This window comes from Sphingomonas pseudosanguinis, from assembly GCF_052056765.1.
Taxonomy (GTDB): Bacteria; Pseudomonadota; Alphaproteobacteria; order Sphingomonadales; family Sphingomonadaceae; genus Sphingomonas; species Sphingomonas pseudosanguinis.
The window spans coordinates 3,298,260-3,313,755 of record NZ_CP189888.1; the positions used below are offsets into that span (position 1 = coordinate 3,298,260).

General features: G+C 67.1%; 15 protein-coding genes. 11 read left to right on the forward strand and 4 right to left on the reverse strand.

Annotated elements, in window-relative coordinates:
- The first annotated feature begins 7 nt into the window (after positions 1 to 7).
- Positions 8 to 520, forward strand: coding sequence for a thiamine phosphate synthase (locus ACQHGV_RS15070; protein WP_440978796.1), 513 nt, complete (start codon positions 8 to 10; stop codon positions 518 to 520).
- A 401-nt stretch (positions 521 to 921) separates the two neighbouring features.
- Here the strand turns inward: ACQHGV_RS15070 and ACQHGV_RS15075 are convergent.
- Both ACQHGV_RS15075 and ACQHGV_RS15080 read right to left on the reverse strand, forming a co-directional pair.
- Positions 922 to 1,673, reverse strand: a protein-coding gene (locus ACQHGV_RS15075) for an IS5 family transposase (protein ID WP_440978797.1) whose coding sequence is annotated in 2 segments (ribosomal slippage) — positions 922 to 1,343 and positions 1,343 to 1,673 — 753 coding nt in all. Because the reading frame shifts where the segments join, the coding sequence is not laid out codon by codon here.
- A 297-nt stretch (positions 1,674 to 1,970) separates the two neighbouring features.
- The gene (locus ACQHGV_RS15080) at positions 1,971 to 2,678 is read right to left on the reverse strand and encodes a hypothetical protein (RefSeq protein WP_338110547.1); all 708 of its coding nucleotides are present in this window, start codon (positions 2,676 to 2,678) and stop codon (positions 1,971 to 1,973) included.
- Positions 2,679 to 2,901: 223 nt separating this feature from the next.
- Between ACQHGV_RS15080 and ACQHGV_RS15085 the strand changes: the two genes are divergently transcribed.
- Genes ACQHGV_RS15085 through holA form a run of 4 tightly spaced genes read left to right on the forward strand, consistent with a single transcriptional unit; the run spans position 2,902 to position 7,393 of the window.
- Complete coding sequence (locus ACQHGV_RS15085) at positions 2,902 to 3,336, forward strand: DUF3576 domain-containing protein (protein ID WP_183952628.1); 435 nt, start codon at positions 2,902 to 2,904, stop codon at positions 3,334 to 3,336.
- A 12-nt stretch (positions 3,337 to 3,348) separates the two neighbouring features.
- Complete coding sequence (gene leuS, locus ACQHGV_RS15090; RefSeq protein WP_440978798.1) at positions 3,349 to 5,850, forward strand: leucine--tRNA ligase; 2,502 nt, start codon at positions 3,349 to 3,351, stop codon at positions 5,848 to 5,850.
- Complete coding sequence (gene lptE, locus ACQHGV_RS15095; RefSeq protein WP_440978799.1) at positions 5,847 to 6,377, forward strand: LPS assembly lipoprotein LptE; 531 nt, start codon at positions 5,847 to 5,849, stop codon at positions 6,375 to 6,377. Before leuS ends, lptE begins: the two co-directional genes overlap by 4 nt.
- On the forward strand, positions 6,374 to 7,393 hold the full coding sequence (gene holA, locus ACQHGV_RS15100) for a DNA polymerase III subunit delta (RefSeq protein ID WP_440978800.1): 1,020 nt from the start codon (positions 6,374 to 6,376) through the stop codon (positions 7,391 to 7,393). The genes lptE and holA overlap by 4 nt, the downstream gene beginning before the upstream one ends.
- A gap of 170 nt (positions 7,394 to 7,563) precedes the next feature.
- On the opposite strand, the gene ACQHGV_RS15105 is transcribed toward holA, so the two are convergent.
- Positions 7,564 to 8,658 (reverse strand): alkene reductase, encoded by a 1,095-nt coding sequence (locus tag ACQHGV_RS15105; protein ID WP_183952624.1) that lies wholly within the window; start codon positions 8,656 to 8,658, stop codon positions 7,564 to 7,566.
- 65 nt (positions 8,659 to 8,723) lie between these two features.
- On the opposite strand from ACQHGV_RS15105, the gene ACQHGV_RS15110 reads away from it, so the two are divergent.
- From ACQHGV_RS15110 to ACQHGV_RS15135, 6 genes are all read left to right on the forward strand, one after another.
- Positions 8,724 to 9,731, forward strand: coding sequence for a DMT family transporter (locus ACQHGV_RS15110; protein WP_440978801.1), 1,008 nt, complete (start codon positions 8,724 to 8,726; stop codon positions 9,729 to 9,731).
- Entirely contained in the window at positions 9,728 to 10,402 is a 675-nt protein-coding gene (locus ACQHGV_RS15115) for a COQ9 family protein (protein WP_440978802.1), read from the forward strand. The genes ACQHGV_RS15110 and ACQHGV_RS15115 overlap by 4 nt, the downstream gene beginning before the upstream one ends.
- 240 nt (positions 10,403 to 10,642) lie before the next feature.
- Complete coding sequence (locus ACQHGV_RS15120; RefSeq protein ID WP_440978803.1) at positions 10,643 to 10,894, forward strand: FeoA family protein; 252 nt, start codon at positions 10,643 to 10,645, stop codon at positions 10,892 to 10,894.
- 16 nt (positions 10,895 to 10,910) lie between these two features.
- Positions 10,911 to 12,770 carry a ferrous iron transporter B gene (gene feoB / locus ACQHGV_RS15125; protein WP_440978804.1) on the forward strand — a complete coding sequence of 620 codons (1,860 nt, stop codon included), beginning with the start codon at positions 10,911 to 10,913 and terminating at the stop codon, positions 12,768 to 12,770.
- Positions 12,771 to 12,789: 19 nt separating this feature from the next.
- Positions 12,790 to 13,389 carry a single-stranded DNA-binding protein gene (gene ssb / locus ACQHGV_RS15130; RefSeq protein ID WP_183952620.1) on the forward strand — a complete coding sequence of 200 codons (600 nt, stop codon included), beginning with the start codon at positions 12,790 to 12,792 and terminating at the stop codon, positions 13,387 to 13,389.
- Positions 13,390 to 13,446: 57 nt separating this feature from the next.
- On the forward strand, positions 13,447 to 15,018 hold the full coding sequence (locus ACQHGV_RS15135; protein ID WP_440980220.1) for a sensor histidine kinase: 1,572 nt from the start codon (positions 13,447 to 13,449) through the stop codon (positions 15,016 to 15,018).
- Between the two features lie 21 nt (positions 15,019 to 15,039).
- On the opposite strand, the gene ACQHGV_RS15140 is transcribed toward ACQHGV_RS15135, so the two are convergent.
- A complete protein-coding gene (locus ACQHGV_RS15140; protein ID WP_183952618.1) occupies positions 15,040 to 15,432 on the reverse strand; it encodes a response regulator in 393 nt (130 codons plus the stop codon).
- Positions 15,433 to 15,496: the final 64 nt, after the last annotated feature.

The window sequence follows — 15,496 nt, forward strand, 5'->3', positions numbered from 1 at the left end:
CGCTGGCATGGCCGACCGATACCCCGTGACATGGCTGATGACCGATGAGCGGCTGGGCGACGGGCTATGGACCGCGCTGCGACGGTTGCCGCCGGGGTCGGGGGTCGTGTTCCGTCACCACGCGACGCCCCCGGCCGCGCGCCGGGCGATCCACCGAAGGGTCTGGCGGATCGCGCGGGCGCGGCGGCTGGTGCTGCTGGTGGCCGGCGGCGGTCTGCCCGGCGACGGCGTGCACAAGTCGGGCAGAGGCAAGGGATTGCGCAGCTGGCCCGCGCATGACCGGGCGGAAGCGGTTGCGGGGTGGCAGGCCGGGGCCGATCTGCTGTTCGTCTCGCCGCTTTTCGCCACCCGGTCGCATCCGGACGCGCCTGGCATCGGCCCGGCGCGCGCGGCACGGATCGGGCGTAGGCTGGGCCTGCCCCTGATCGCGCTGGGCGGCATGAACACGCAGCGCTTTCGTCGCCTGCGGGGGCGATTCGAAGGCTGGGCCGCGATCGATGCCTGGGGCGGTGCGGGCTGAGTCATTCAGAAGCGAACTGCGCTCTCTTTGCCGGCAGTCTCGTTGCGCGAATGAATGTGTTCGCGCGGAGACGCGAATACGCGGAGGTGTCCGGCGTTGGGCAACGTCAGATCCTCACCACAGGCGTGGAAAGAGGACAGACATTCGATCTGGCCCAGCACCTTCCGCGTTCTCCGCGCCTCCGCGCGAACAACAACGTCTTCCGAACTGCTTGGATCGAGCGCGAAGGATCGCATCCGATCACCGGCGAGATTTCGACGTGCCAATGGAAGCGAAGTGGCTGGGCCCGCCATGCCAATGCGAGTCGTACCACGTTGATGGCCAACCCTCGGCGCAAATGGATTTTGTTCGCGCAGAGGCGCGGAGGACGCAGAGGGTGCGGGACTAGGGCGTGTGGGGATTCATCGTGAATTGATGATGGCGGCGGCGAGGTAGATCATAGCCTCGAAGCTGCGATCGGTTTTGCAGGCACGCATGGCGATGCGTTTGAACTCTTTGAGCTTGCAAAAGAAGTTCTCAATCAGGTGCCGCCACGCATAGATGGCGGGGTCGATTTTGCGCGCGCCGATGCGCCGTGGGTGCCGCGAGATAATCACCGCCGCTCCACGCTCGTCGAGGTCGGCGATGATCGCGTTGCTGTCGAATGCCTTGTCCGCGATCAGGCCATCGAACGCGATCCCGTCGATCAACGGCGGAACGCCGACGGTGTCGAAGCGGTGTCCCGGCATCAGGTGGAAGCGCACGAGGTTGCCCAGCGCATCAGTCAGCGCGAGGATCTTGGTCGTCATGCCGCCTTTGGAGCGTCCAATGGCCTGGCTCTGAGTCCCCCTTTTGCGCCCTGGCCGTGGCGGTGGACCTTGACGATCGTCGCATCGACCATGGCATATTTGAGGTCCGGCTCGTCCGACAGTTCATCAAATATCCGTTTGAAGACATCGGCTTTGCGCCAGTCGCGAAAGCGCCGGAAGGCCGTACTCCAGTTGCCGAACCGCTCCGGCAGATCACGCCACGGGCTGCCCGTGCGCGCGATCCACAACACCGCCTCCACAAATAACCGATTGTCTCGGCCGCTTCGGCCAGGGTCAGTCCGCTTGCCTAAACAATGCGGCTCGATCTTCGCCCATTGAGCGTCCGTCAGTATGTCCCGATCCATCCGTAGTGTGAATCACATCCATCACGATTTGTGAATCCCCACAGGCCCTAGATCAAATGTCCGCGCACTTACCATGCCCGATGGGAAGGCAAGCCGTTGCCCCGCGCGAGACCCCTCCGCGTCCTCTGCGCCTCTGCGCGAACAATCTTATTTTGAAGACGCAAACCAAACGCCGGCAATCATCCGCTCATGGACGAGCGTCTTGTTGCCCCCGGCGATCATGCAGAAGACGCGCAAGGCACAAAGCAGCGACGCTCCGACGGAGCGTCACACCCGCAAAACCGCATTACACGAGGGTCAGAACCGGAAGGCGGTTCCCAGATACACCGCCTGGCTGTTGCGGCGATCGTCGTCCAGGCGGGCCAGGCGCTCGCGGTCCGAGCGATAGCGGACGCCCGCCGTCACATCGAGATTGCGGGTCAGCGCATAGGAGCCGCCCATGTCGAGCGAATAGCTGGACGGCGTGTCGATCAGCTTGGCCACGCCCTCGATCGGGCGATCGGTCGAGGCCTTCACGCGACCCGTGAAGCGATTGGCGGTATAGCTGACCGCGACATCGGCGGTCTCGCGGCTGCCCGGCATGCCGGCCAGGTCGATGCGCGCGATGTCGCTGGACACCGCCAGCCGCTTCCAGCCGACCGCGACGCCCAGATTGTACGAGATCGGCGCCAGGCCGACCGTCGGCGCGACATTGGCGGCGATCCGCTCGTCATTGGTACGGCTGGTCCGGGCGCGCACCGCGACGGTGACCGGGCGGCTGGTGCCACGCTGGCTTTCGGCAGGCGTAAAGCGCAGGTCGCCGGCGTCGAGGCCGCCGCGCGCGAAGATGGCGGCGAGGCGGGGATCGGCCGATGCCGGCGTGAAGCCCCCGGTGCCGCGCAGGCTCAGCGTCCGCTTCGGCACGCGCGTGCCCTGATCGACCGCACCGATGGCGGGCGCGACCATCGCCGTCGTGGCGGCCAGCGCCCCGATAGCAAGTCCGATCACCACACGCCCGAACGACACGATCCACCCCTTTAGATGACAATCCCTCTGGAGATCGGTCCTAACATGGAATCATGTCGGAGTGATCCCATTGTTACGCGCCCGATCGCGAATCTTGTCCGACTGTTGCCCGGTATCCACAGAATCGCCCTCATCGCACGCGCGCTTGCCGGGGTGGCGGGGCCCCTGTAGAGCGATAGGCAACCCTTATTCCCAGTCCTTATTCGCAGTCAGGATAATGCCGATGCTTCGCCGTTCCGCCACCGCGTTCGCGGTTATCGCCGCCCTGTCGCTCGGCGCCTGTGCCGGCAAGAAGGACCGCCCGCAGGCCGATCTGGCCGCGTCGAAGGTGACGACGATCGGCGTGAACTCCTATCTGTGGCGCGCCAGCCTCGACACGCTCAGCTTCATGCCGCTGACCGAGACCGATTCGAACGGCGGCGTGATCGTAACCGATTGGTACATCAACCCGCAGGTTCCGACCGAGCGGATGAAGGTGACCGTCACCATCCTCGATCAGGATCTGCGCGCCGACGCGCTGCGCGTGACCGCGCTGCGCGAGGTCAATCGCGGTGGCCAGTGGGTCGCCGCCCCCGTCCAGGCCGCGACCACGCAGAAGCTGGAAGACATCATCCTCACCAAGGCGCGCGACCTGCGCCGTGCCTCGATCACGAAGTAAAAGACGAGAAGAATGGCCTCGCGTTTCAACGCCCTGAAATCGGATTCGACCTGGCAGCGGATCTGGGAAGAGCGGCGCACCTTCGCCGCCGACGATCACAGCTCCAAGCCGCGTTCCTATGTCCTCGAGATGTTCCCCTATCCGTCGGGGCGCATCCATATGGGGCATGTCCGCAACTATACGATGGGCGACGTGCTGGCGCGCTATCGGCGGATGATCGGGCATGAGGTGCTCCACCCGATGGGCTGGGACGCGTTCGGCATGCCCGCCGAGAATGCCGCGATGGAAAAGGGCGTCCATCCGGGCGGCTGGACCCGCGACAATATCGCGACGATGAAGGCGCAGCTGAAGCGGCTGGGCTTCGCGCTCGACTGGACGCGCGAGATCGCGACCTGCGAGCCCGATTATTACGGGCATGAGCAGGCGCTGTTCCTCGACCTGTATGCGGGCGGGCTGGTGTACCGCAAGGAATCGGCGGTCAACTGGGACCCGGTCGACATGACCGTGCTGGCCAACGAGCAGGTGATCGACGGGCGCGGCTGGCGCTCGGGTGCGCTGGTCGAGAAGCGCAAGCTGAACCAGTGGTTCCTGAAGATCACCGACTTTGCCGACGAGCTGCTGGAGGGGCTGACGACGCTCGAGCATTGGCCCGAAAAGGTGAAGCTGATGCAGGAAAACTGGATCGGCCGCAGCAAGGGCCTCCAGTTCCGCTTTGCACCCGTCGCGCCCTTCGCGACGCCGATCGAGGTCTATTCGACCCGTCCCGACACGATCTTCGGCGCCAGCTTCGTCGCGATCGCGGCGGATCATCCGATCGCGCGCGAACTGGCCGAGACCAACGCCGATGCCGCCGCGTTCATCGAGCGGTGCAAGGCGGGCGGCACCACAGCGGCCGAGCTGGAGACACAGGAAAAGCTGGGCTTCGACACCGGCTATCGGATGCAGCATCCGATGGACGCAGCGATCACGCTGCCCGTCTATATCGCGAACTTCGTGCTGATGGACTATGGCACGGGCGCGGTGATGGGCGTGCCCGCGCATGACCAGCGCGACCTGGATTTCGCGCGCAAATACGGCCTGTCCGTCACCCGCGTCGTCGCCGATGGCGATGTGACCGCGCCGGTGTTCGAGGGCGACACCGCCTATACCGGTAGCGGACAGCTGGTGAACTCGGGCCCGCTCGATGGGCTGGATGTCGAGGCTGCCAAGGCCGCCGTCATCGCGCGGGCCGAGGGCGAAGGCTGGGGCCAGGGCCAGACCGTGTACCGCCTGCGCGACTGGGGCGTCAGCCGCCAGCGCTATTGGGGCACGCCGATCCCGATCATCCATTGCGAGGATTGCGGCGCGGTGCCGGTGCCCAAGGACCAGCTGCCGGTCACCTTGCCCGAGGACGTGACCTTCGACGTCCCCGGTAATCCGCTCGACCGTCATGCGACGTGGAAGCACGTGGATTGCCCGGCCTGCGGCAAGCCCGCCCGGCGCGAGACCGACACGCTCGACACCTTCGTCGATTCGTCCTGGTATTTCATCCGCTTCGCCAGCCAGCCCAAGGATCGCCCGTTCGATCCCGAGGTGGTCAAGAAGTGGCTGCCGGTCGGCCAGTATATCGGCGGCGTCGAGCATGCGATCCTGCATCTGCTCTATGCCCGCTTCTGGACCCGCGCGCTCAAGCATATCGGCCTGATCGACGTGGCGGAGCCCTTTGCAGGGCTCTTCACGCAAGGGATGGTGACGCACGAGAGCTACAAGTCCTCGGACGGCCGCTGGCTCGCGCCGGGTGAAATCCGCGACGGCATCGAGATCGCGACCGGACAGCCGATCACCGTCGGCCGCGTCGAGAAGATGTCCAAGTCCAAGAAGAACACCGTCGATCCCGAGCCCATCGTGGATCAGTACGGCGCGGACGCGGTACGCTGGTTCATGCTGTCCGACAGCCCGCCCGAGCGCGACCTGCCCTGGTCCGAATCGGGCATCGAGGGGTCGTGGCGCTTCGTCCAGCGCTTGTGGCGTCTGTTCGATGGTTCGGAAGCGGCCGAGGGCGAGGACAAGGCGCTGTCCCGCAAGCTGCACCAGACCATCGCGGGCGTCGCGGCGGATATCGAGGCGCTGGCCTTCAACAAGGCGGTCGCCAAGCTGTACGAGCTGGTCAACGCGATCGAGAAGGCCAAGCCTTCGGCGTCGCGCAACGCGGCGATCCGTACCACCATGCTGCTGGTCGCACCGATGGTCCCGCATCTGGCCGAGGAAGCCTGGGCCGGGATGGGTCAGGATGGCCTGATCGCCGACGCCGCCTGGCCGGCGGTCGACGAAAGCCTGCTGGTCGAGGACGAGGTAACCGTCGCGGTGCAGGTCAATGGCAAGCTGCGCGACACGCTGACCGTCGCCAAGGGACTGCCTAAGGATCAATTGGAGGCGACCGCGCTGGCGTCGGACAAGATCGTCCGCGCGCTCGACGGCGCCACCCCGAAAAAGGTGATCGTGGTGCCCGATCGTCTGGTAAACATCGTCGCATGATGCGCGCGCCCATCCTGCTCACCGCCGCCCTTGGGCTGACGCTCGCTCTGTCGGGCTGCGGCCTGCACCCGCTTTATGCCGGGGGCAGCCAGGGCGCGGTGGCGACCGCCTTGTCGGGGGTCGAGGTCGCCCCCATTCAGGGCAAGGCGGGCTGGCTGATGGCCAATGCGCTGCGCGATCGGCTGGGCAATGGCCAGGGCGGGAGCGCACGTTACCGGCTGGACGTCAAGCTCGACGACCAGATCAAGGGCCTGGGCGTGCGGCGCGACGACTCGGTCACGCGTGAGCGCCGGGTGCTGCGCGCGCGCTATCAGTTGATCGACCAGACCAGCAACGCGGTGCTGGTCGATTCGACCGCCGGGTCGGATGCCGGCATCGACGTCGTCCGCTCGGAATATGCCACCATCGCGGCGGAGAACACCGCGCTCGAACGGCTGGCGGTGATCGTCGCGGATGAGATCGTCGCGCGGCTGGCGACCTATGCCCGGGCGCGTCCCGCCGGCGAGGCGCCGGTCGCCCGCCCATGAAAGCCAATGCCGGGCAAATCCGTCAGGCGCTAAGCCGCCCGTCGGCCGATGTCCGGCTCTATCTGCTGCACGGTCCCGATGAGGCCGGTGCGAACGAACTGGCGCGGCTGCTCGCCCAGGCGATGGGGCGCGAGGCGGAGCGGATCGACCTCGACTCGGCGACGCTGAAGAGCGACCCTGCACGGCTGACCGACGAGGCGGCGGCGCTGTCGCTGTTCGGCGGCCCGCGCTTCATCCGCATCGCCAGCGTCGGCGAGGAAGGACTGGCGGCGTTCACCGCGCTGTTGGAGGCGGAATCGGCGGGCAATCCGGTCGTCGCCATCGCCCCCATGGTCAAGACCACCGCCAAGATCGTCAAGCTCGCGCTCGATTCGCCGCGGGCGATGGCGTTCGGCTGCTATGCGCCGACCGCCGCCGATGCCGAACGGCTGGCCGTGACCATGGCGGGCGAGATGGGATTGCGGCTGGCCGCCGGCGTGCCCGCCCGGCTGGTCGAGGCGGCGGGCGCGGACCGTGCGGTCATCACCCGCGAACTGGAGAAGCTGGCGCTCTATCTCGACGCCGATACCGACCGCCCGCGCGAGGTCGATCACGCCGCGATGGACGCGATCGGCGCCGATCTGGGCGAGGCGGAGATGGGCGACGCGGTCGAGGCGGTGGTCGAGGGCCGCGTCGGCGATCTGGGCGGCGAGTTGGCCTTGCTGGACGAAGGCGGGGCATCGCCCATCCCCTGGCTGCGCGCACTGGCGCGGCGGCTGGTCACGCTGGCCGAGATGCGCGCCGATATCGACAAGGGCGAACCGGTCGAGGCGGTGATGAAGCGCCACCGCGTCTTCTTCCGCGACGAGGCGAAGACGGCGCGCGCGCTGCGCCGCTGGACGCCCGCCATGCTGGCCCGCGCGCTGGTCCGCATCCGCGCCGCCGAACGCGCGGTGATGGCACCCGGCAATGCCGGCGCGGTGCTGGCCGAGGCGGAAGCGACGATCATCGCGCAGGGTATCGCGCGGCGGGGCTGATACAGCTCGAAATCCTCCCCTGTAAGGGGAGGGGGACCAGCGAAGCTGGTGGAGGGGTGTAACCCCTCTCGATAGCGGGACACCCCTCCGTCAGGCCTTCGGCCTGCCACCTCCCCTGCAAGGGGAGGAAAGAAAAAGGGGCGGCTGCCGCAGCACCCGCCCCCCTTCCATCACGCCGCGCGCGATTGTTCGTCGAGCGTCGGATAGTCGATATAGCCCTCGGGACCCTGGCTATACCAGGTCGCCATGTCGCTCTGGTTCAGCGGCGCGTCGATGCGCAGGCGCTCGGGCAGGTCGGGGTTCGCCAGGAAGGTGCGGCCGAAGGCGATGCCGTCCGCCACACCCGAATCGAGTGCGGCCTGCGCCTTGGCGCGGCTGTCGAAATCGCTGTTCAGGATCAGCGGGCCCTGGAAGACCTCGCGAATCTGCGGCGACAGCTTGGGCACGTCGGTGCGGCCATAGGTGCCGTCCGGGCCGATTTCGCGCAGTTCGAGGAAGGCGATGCCCAAATCCGACAGCATCCGGGCGGCGGGCACGAAGACCGAGGCGGGATCGCTGTCGTCCACGCCCTGGCTGGCGCCGTTGGGCGAGAGGCGGACGCCGACACGCTCCTTGCCGGCGACCGAGATCACCCGCTCGGCGATCTCGCGCAGCAGGCGGATGCGGTTTTCCGGCGAACCGCCATATTCGTCCTCGCGGTGGTTGGCCCCATCGCGCAGGAATTCGTCGATCAGATAGCCGTTGGCGGCATGAATCTGCACCCCGTCGAACCCGGCGGCCAGCGCGTTGCGCGTCGCGCGTTCATAGTCGTCGAGCAGACGCGGGATTTCGGACAGTTCGAGCGGGCGCGCGGTTTCGAAATCCTGCTTGCCCTCGAAGGTGTGCGCCTGCCCCTCGGTACGGGTGGCCGAGGAGGATACCGGCTGCATCCCCGTCACCGAACTGTGGACCTGACGGCCCATATGCCAGAGCTGCGCGACGATGCGTCCACCCGCCTTGTGCACGGCGTCGGTCACCGGCTTCCAGGCCGCGACCTGCTCATCGGTCCACAGGCCGGGCGCATAGGGCCAGCCCAGACCTTCGCGGCTGATGCCGGTGGCTTCGGAGATGATCAGGCCCGCACCGGCGCGCTGGGCATAATATTCCGCCATGATCGGGGTCGGCACCGCCTCACGGGTGGCACGGGCGCGCGTGAGCGGCGCCATCAGGATACGGTTGGGGGCGTGGATCGCCCCGAGATCGATGGGATCGAACAGCGTTGGCATGGAATTGCAATCCTTTTGCGGCCTTTCCGGCCTGACGCAACGCAGATAGGGCGTTAAGGGACCCTATGCCCGTGTCCCGCCCCCCAAGAAAAAGTGAACACGCTGAAAGCGAACGTCTTTCGGACCGGGACGGCACCATCGTGACGCCACCCGCCGCGCCGCCGCCGCTCGCCTTCGCCGCCGTGATCCTGGCCAATGTCGCGCTCGCCTTCGGTCCGCTTCTGGTGCGCATGGCCGATACGGGGCCGGTGGCCTCGGCCTTTTGGCGGATCACGCTGGCCGCGCCCGTGCTGGCGATCGTCGCGTTCCTCTCGCCCGCCCGCCCGCGCATGCCGGGCAAGGGGCAGGCGATGCTGTGGTCGGTCCTGCTGATCAGCGGCATCGCCTTTGCCGGCGATCTGGGCACCTGGCATATCGGCATCCGCCAGACGACGATGGCCAATGCCACGCTGTTCGGCAATTCGGCGACCTTCATCTTCCCGCTCTACGGCTTCCTGGTCGCGCGCGCCTGGCCCTCGCGGACGCAAGGCATCGCGCTGCTGCTGGCGGCGGTGGGTGCGGGGCTGCTCATGGGACGCAGCTATCAGGTCGATCCACGCCATCTGGTCGGCGATCTGCTGTGCGTGCTCGCCGGGCTGCTCTATGCGGTCTATTTCATCCTGATGTCGCGGGTGCGCAGCCTCATGCCCCCGGTCCCGGCGCTCGCCTGGTCGACCGTGGCCAGCATCGTGCCGCTGTTCGTCTTCGCCACGCTATTGGGCGAGCGGGTCTGGCCCGAGCATTGGAGCGCGCTGATCCTGCTCGCGCTGGGGAGCCAGATCATCGGTCAGGGGTTGATGATCTACGCGCTGGGGCTGCTCAGCCCGCTGGTCGTCGGCCTCGCCCTGCTGGTCCAGCCGATGGTGGCGACGGCGATCGGCTGGCTGGTCTATGGCGAGACGCTGGCCCTGCCCGACCTGATCGGCGTGGCAATGGTCGCCGTGGCGCTGGTGCTGGTACGGCGCGGATCGGGCAAGACGCCCGGTAAGACTGTTGCCAAGCCCGCCGACATGGACGACGAGAGACGCATATGACCGAGGCTGCCATGACCGATGTTCAGGACCTGACTCTCGACGAGGTGCGCGCGCTGCTGGCGGACGGAATCGCGTCCAACGCCGCCTTCGATGGCTGGGGCGACGATGCGCGCGACATGGCGGCGGATGCGGCGGGCGTCGACCGCGACATCGCCCGCCTCGCCTTCAAGGACGGGCCGGTCGCGATGATCGACGCCTGGTTCGCGCATATCGACGGGGCGATGGTCGCGGCGGTGCCGGTCGAACAGGCCGCCGCGATGAAAATCCGCCAGCGCATCACCGCGCTGGTCGAGGCACGGCTGGACGCCGCCGCGCCGAATCGCGAGGCGCTGCGCCGTGCGCTGACCATCCTGGCGATGCCGCAGAACGCCGCTACGGGCGCGCGACTCGGCTGGCGGACGGTCGATGCGATCTGGGCGCAGGCGGGCGACACCGCGACCGACTATAATCATTACACCAAGCGCGCGACGCTGTTCGCCGTCTATGCCGCGACGATCGCCGCCTTCCTGAACGACGACAGCGAAGGCCATGCGGATACGCGTGCCTTCCTTGCCCGCCGGATCGAGGGGATCATGCGGTTCGAGAAGTGGAAGGCCGGCATGGTCAAGCGCGGCGAGAATATGCCCAGCCTGTCGCGGTTTATCGGGCGGTTGCGGTATCCGGCGGTTTGAGGGGGACGCGGGGTGAGAGACTCCATTGGGGTGAGGAATTCCCTTGGCCTTCGACTTCGCTCAGGCTGAACGGAGCGTAGGAATGGCAGAACGGAGCAGGGAATGGTTCTGAATACCGTCCTCCGTTCGCACTGAGCGAAGTCGAAGTGCACGCCCCGAACCCAACCCCACCCCCAAACCCGACACCCATTTCATCAACGGGTAATTGATAATCAGTCGCACGGGGGTTATGTACACCGCATGGCGATGTTGAGCAGTCTCGAAACCCTTCCCCGCCGGCAACCGGCGACCGTGGCCGCGATCGACTGGGCTCAGCTGGCGATCCCCGAGGCGCGGCGTCTGCGCGAACTGGGTTTCGACGAAGGCGTCGGCATCGAGGTGCTGCACCGCGCGACCTTGGGTGGCGGTCCCATCGCCTGCCGGATCGGCCGCATGACCGTGGCGCTGCGTCGCCGGGTCGCCGCCTCCATCCGCGTCGCGACGGGCGCTTGAGGCCCAGCCAGACATAATGAACGCCGCACCGCTGGTCGCGCTCGTCGGCAATCCCAATGCCGGCAAAAGCGCCCTGTTCAACGCGCTCACCGGCGCGCGGCAGAAGGTCGGCAATTATCCCGGCGTCACGGTCGAGCGTCATTCGGGCCGACTCGTGCTCGACGATGGCCGCCCGGTCGAGCTGGTCGACCTGCCCGGCGCCTATAGCCTCGATCCCGGCAGCCTGGACGAACAGGTCACGCGCAACGTCGTGATGGGGTCGCAGGCGGGCGAGCGCCGCCCCGATGCGCTGGTCGTCGTGGTCGACGCCGCCAATCTCGACAACCACCTGCGTTTCGCGCTGCAACTCATCGCGCTCGGCCTGCCGGTCGTCGTCGCGCTCAACATGGTCGATCTGGCCGAGCGTGACGGGCTGACGCTCGACGCCGACATTCTCGCCCGCGAGCTGGGCGTGACCGTGATCCCCACCGTCGCGGTGCGCCGCCGGGGGCTGGATACCCTGAAGGCCGAGATCGACCGGCTGGTGACCGAAGGGCGCGTGCAGCCGGTCACCGCCGCCGACCGGATCGACGACATCGTCACGCTGCAACGCCGCGCGCGCCAGCTGGCCGCCGCCGCGACCGTGGCCGAGACGCCGACGCGCCGCTGGACGCACATGCTCGACTCGGTCGCGCTGCACCCCATTGCCGGACCGATCCTGCTGGTCGGCCTGCTCTTCATCATGTTCCAGGCGGTCTTCGCCTGGTCCGAGGCGCCGATCGGCTGGATCGAGCAGGGTTTCGTTTGGGCGGAGGCACAGGTCGGCGCGCTGCTGCCCGAGGGCTGGGTCCGGAGTCTCATCACCGACGGCCTGATCGCCGGTGTCGGCGCGGTCATCGTCTTCCTGCCGCAGATCCTGATCCTGTTCCTGTTCATCCTGGTGCTGGAGGCGACCGGCTATATGGTCCGTGCCGCCTTCCTGATGGACCGGCTGATGGCGCAGGTCGGGCTGTCAGGGCGTGCCTTCATCCCGCTGCTCTCCTCCTTCGCCTGCGCGGTGCCCGGCATCATGGCGACGCGCACGATCGATGACGAGAAGGACCGGCTGACCACGATCCTGATCGCGCCGCTGATGACCTGCTCGGCACGGCTGCCCGTCTATACCATCATCATCGGCGCCTTCATTCCCGATCGTCAGGTGCTGCCCTTTGTCGGCTTGCAGGGGCTGGTGCTGCTGGGCCTCTATCTGATGGGCATCGTCGGCGCGTTCGTCGCTGCGCTGCTGCTCCGCCGGACCGTCACCAAGGGCGCGTCGTCGGGCTTCATGATGGAGATGCCCAAATATCAGTGGCCGCATATGCGCGACGTGCTGATCGGGCTGTGGAGCCGTGCGCTGATCTTCCTGAAGCGCGCCGGCACCACCATCGCGCTGACCACCGTCATCCTGTGGGCGCTGCTGTCCTTCCCCAAGCCGCCGGAAGGGTCGGGTATCTCGCCGGTCGACTATTCGATCGCGGGCCGCATCGCGAACGGCATCGAGGTCGCGGTGCGCCCGATCGGCTTCAACCGCGACATCGCGCTGGCGCTGGTCCCGGCGATGGCCGCGCGTGAGGTGGCGGTGGCGGCGATCGGCACCGTCTATGCCATCGACGATACCGAGGACCAGGGCGGGCAGAAGGCGATCACCGACAATCTGAAGCGCAACTGGTCGCTGCCCACCGCGCTGGCCTTTCTGATGTGGTTCGTCTTCGCGCCGCAATGCATCTCGACGATCGCGGTGACGCGCAGGGAGACGAACGGCTGGAAATGGCCGGCCTTCATGGTGGGGTACCTTTTCGTGACCGCCTATGTCATGGCAGGGATCACGTACTGGTTGGCGGTTTTCGCTGGCCTCTGACATCAAACGGGACTGATATATGGCGGGCAGCGTCAACAAGGTGATCCTCGTCGGCAATCTGGGACGCGATCCCGAGAGCCGCTCCTTCCAGAATGGCGGCAAGGTCGTCGAGCTGCGCATCGCGACCTCCGAATCGTGGAAGGACCGCAACAGCGGCGAGCGCAAGGAAAAGACCGAGTGGCACACGGTCAAGATCTTCAACGAAGGCCTGGCCAATGTCGCCGAGCGTTTCCTGCGCAAGGGCTCCAAGGTATACATCGAAGGCGCGCTGACCACCCGCAAGTGGCAGGACCAGCAGGGTAACGACCGCTATTCGACCGAGGTGACGCTGCAGGGCTTCAACTCGGTGCTGACCATGCTCGATGGCCCCGGCGGCGGCCAGGGCGGCGGCGGTTCGCGCGGCGGTGGCGACTTTGGCGGCGGCGATGATTTCGGCGGCGGCGACTTCGGTGGCGGGTCGAGCGGTTATGGCGGCGGTTCGTCGGGTGGCGGCTATGGCGGCGGCAATCGTGGCGCCGCGGGTGGCCAGAGCGGTGGCGCCGGGAACGGCGGCAACCGTGGCGGGTTCGGACAGGGCGGCGGGTTCGCCGACGATCTGGACGACGACGTGCCGTTCTGATCGGACGCGGATAACGGCCACGATACGCGGATGCTGATTACGGAGGCGCAGGACAGGATGGCGACCGGCCAGGCAGATGGGACTCGTCCTTGCCCCTTGGCGGTGTCCGAGGCAGAGCGTGCCGACGTCATCCAGTCCTATGACCTGGCCGGCTATCATCAGGCCGGCGGGCTGGACGATCTGGCGGGCTTTGCGGCCGAACTCTGCCAGACCGAGGTCGCGCTGGTCAGCCTGGTCGAGGAAGCGCGACAGCGTTTCCTGGCGGCGATCGGCTTCGATCAGCCCGACACCCACCGCGACACCTCCTTCTGCGCGCATGCCATGCTGGGCGACGAGGCGGTCATGGTCGTGCCCGATGCGCGCGACGACCCGCGCTTCGCCCAGATGTCGCTGGTCGTCGGGCCGCCGCATATCCGCTTCTATGCCGGCGCCCGACTGCTCTCGCGCGAGGGTGTGCCGCTCGGCGCGATCTGCGTCATTTCGGGCACGCCGCGCCGCGAGGGGCTAACCGATTTTCAACGGCGCGGGCTGGCCGTGCTGGCGACGGCGGTCATGGGCCGGCTGCAGGATCGCCGCGCCCGGCTGGAGCATCGCCAGACCGTCGCGGCATCCGACGCCCGCATCGCCGACAGCGAACAGCGTTTCCGCACGCTGGCCGACACCATGCCGCAAATGGTGTGGTCGACGCTGCCCGATGGCTTCCACGATTATTACAATGCGCGCTGGTATGATTTCACCGGCATGCCCGAGGGGTCGACCGATGGTGAGGCGTGGAACGGCATGTTCCACCCGGACGATCAGGCCCGCGCCTGGGCATCCTGGCGGCACAGCCTGTCCACCGGCGATCCCTATCAGATCGAGTACCGGCTGCGGCATCGTGACGGCCTGTATCGCTGGGTCCTGGGCCGTGCGCTGCCGATCCGCGACGACGAGGGGCGGATCACGCGCTGGTTCGGCACCTGTACCGACATCCACGAGCAGAAGCTGGCGCTGGAAGAGCGTGAAATTGTCAGTCAGGAGCTGAGCCACCGGATCAAGAACATCTTCGCGGTGATCTCCGGCCTGATCGCCTTTGCCGCGCGCAACAATCCCGCCTTTGCCGGTATCGCCAGCGACCTGCGCGACCGGATCATGGCGCTGGGCCGCGCGCACGACTTCGTCCGTCCGCACAGCCCGCAGTCTCGCCCAAAGGCGCGACAGGACAGCCTGCACGGGCTGCTCGGCGATCTCTTCGACGCCTATCGCCAGGACGAAGCGCCGCGCGTCCATCTCTCGGGTGACGATGTGCGTGTCGACGATCGATCGGCGACGCCGCTGGCGCTGCTGTTCCACGAACTGGCGACCAATGCCGCCAAATATGGCGCGCTATCGGTGATGACCGGCGCGGTCGATCTACGCGTCGAACGGCATGAGGATATGGTCCGGCTCTATTGGTGCGAGCATGGCGGCCCCTCCGTCACGACGCCACCGGCCCATGCGGGATTCGGTTCGCAACTGGTCGAACTGTCGGCGGTGCGTCAGCTGGGTGGTCAGGTCGCGCGCGAATGGCGGCCCGAGGGGCTGAGGGTGACGATCGATGTGCCGCTGGCGTCGTTCAGTCGGCAGGCCGGGATCGGGATCGGCCGCTGATGCGGCGACCGGCTCGAACGTTCAGGCGTGGGCGCCCAGCGGGATGACGTCGCTGGTCTGCACCGCGCCATTCCCCGTCGCCAGCGCCGCCGCCGCCAGGATCGACTGTTCGCTGAACGGCTTGCGGATATAGCCCAGCGCCTGGATGTCGGTCGCGATCTGCGCGGGATTGGCAGTGACGAAGACGATCTTGACGCCGTGTTCCTGCGCGATCCGGCGCGCGATCTCGGGCCCGGTGGCGCCGTCGCGCAGATTGACGTCGACAAAGGCAAAGGCGCATCCGGGCGCGACCTCGAAGGCGGTGCGGCTGTCCGCCGCGATCCCCGCCACCTGATAGCCCGCGTCGGTCAGGATGCGCTCCAGATCGAGAGCGACGAAGATTTCGTCCTCCACGATCAAGGCGGTTTTGCTCATGTTAGATTCCTGTCACTTTGCGCATCAACAGTCTTGATCCAGATAAAGTTCCTGAACTGTCGTG

Bases quoted from the DNA above. Each gene is read 5' to 3' on its own strand.
- ACQHGV_RS15070 (WP_440978796.1), top strand. From the start codon at position 8: ATGGCCGACCGATACCCCGTGACATGGCTGATGACCGATGAGCGGCTG.
- ACQHGV_RS15085 (WP_183952628.1), top strand. From the start codon at position 2,902: ATGCTTCGCCGTTCCGCCACCGCGTTCGCGGTTATCGCCGCCCTGTCG.
- leuS (WP_440978798.1), top strand. From the start codon at position 3,349: ATGGCCTCGCGTTTCAACGCCCTGAAATCGGATTCGACCTGGCAGCGG.
- lptE (WP_440978799.1), top strand. From the start codon at position 5,847: ATGATGCGCGCGCCCATCCTGCTCACCGCCGCCCTTGGGCTGACGCTC.
- holA (WP_440978800.1), top strand. From the start codon at position 6,374: ATGAAAGCCAATGCCGGGCAAATCCGTCAGGCGCTAAGCCGCCCGTCG.
- ACQHGV_RS15105 (WP_183952624.1), bottom strand. From the start codon at position 8,658: ATGCCAACGCTGTTCGATCCCATCGATCTCGGGGCGATCCACGCCCCC.
- ACQHGV_RS15110 (WP_440978801.1), top strand. From the start codon at position 8,724: ATGCCCGTGTCCCGCCCCCCAAGAAAAAGTGAACACGCTGAAAGCGAA.
- ACQHGV_RS15115 (WP_440978802.1), top strand. From the start codon at position 9,728: ATGACCGAGGCTGCCATGACCGATGTTCAGGACCTGACTCTCGACGAG.
- ACQHGV_RS15120 (WP_440978803.1), top strand. From the start codon at position 10,643: ATGGCGATGTTGAGCAGTCTCGAAACCCTTCCCCGCCGGCAACCGGCG.
- feoB (WP_440978804.1), top strand. From the start codon at position 10,911: ATGAACGCCGCACCGCTGGTCGCGCTCGTCGGCAATCCCAATGCCGGC.
- ssb (WP_183952620.1), top strand. From the start codon at position 12,790: ATGGCGGGCAGCGTCAACAAGGTGATCCTCGTCGGCAATCTGGGACGC.
- ACQHGV_RS15135 (WP_440980220.1), top strand. From the start codon at position 13,447: ATGGCGACCGGCCAGGCAGATGGGACTCGTCCTTGCCCCTTGGCGGTG.
- ACQHGV_RS15140 (WP_183952618.1), bottom strand. From the start codon at position 15,432: ATGAGCAAAACCGCCTTGATCGTGGAGGACGAAATCTTCGTCGCTCTC.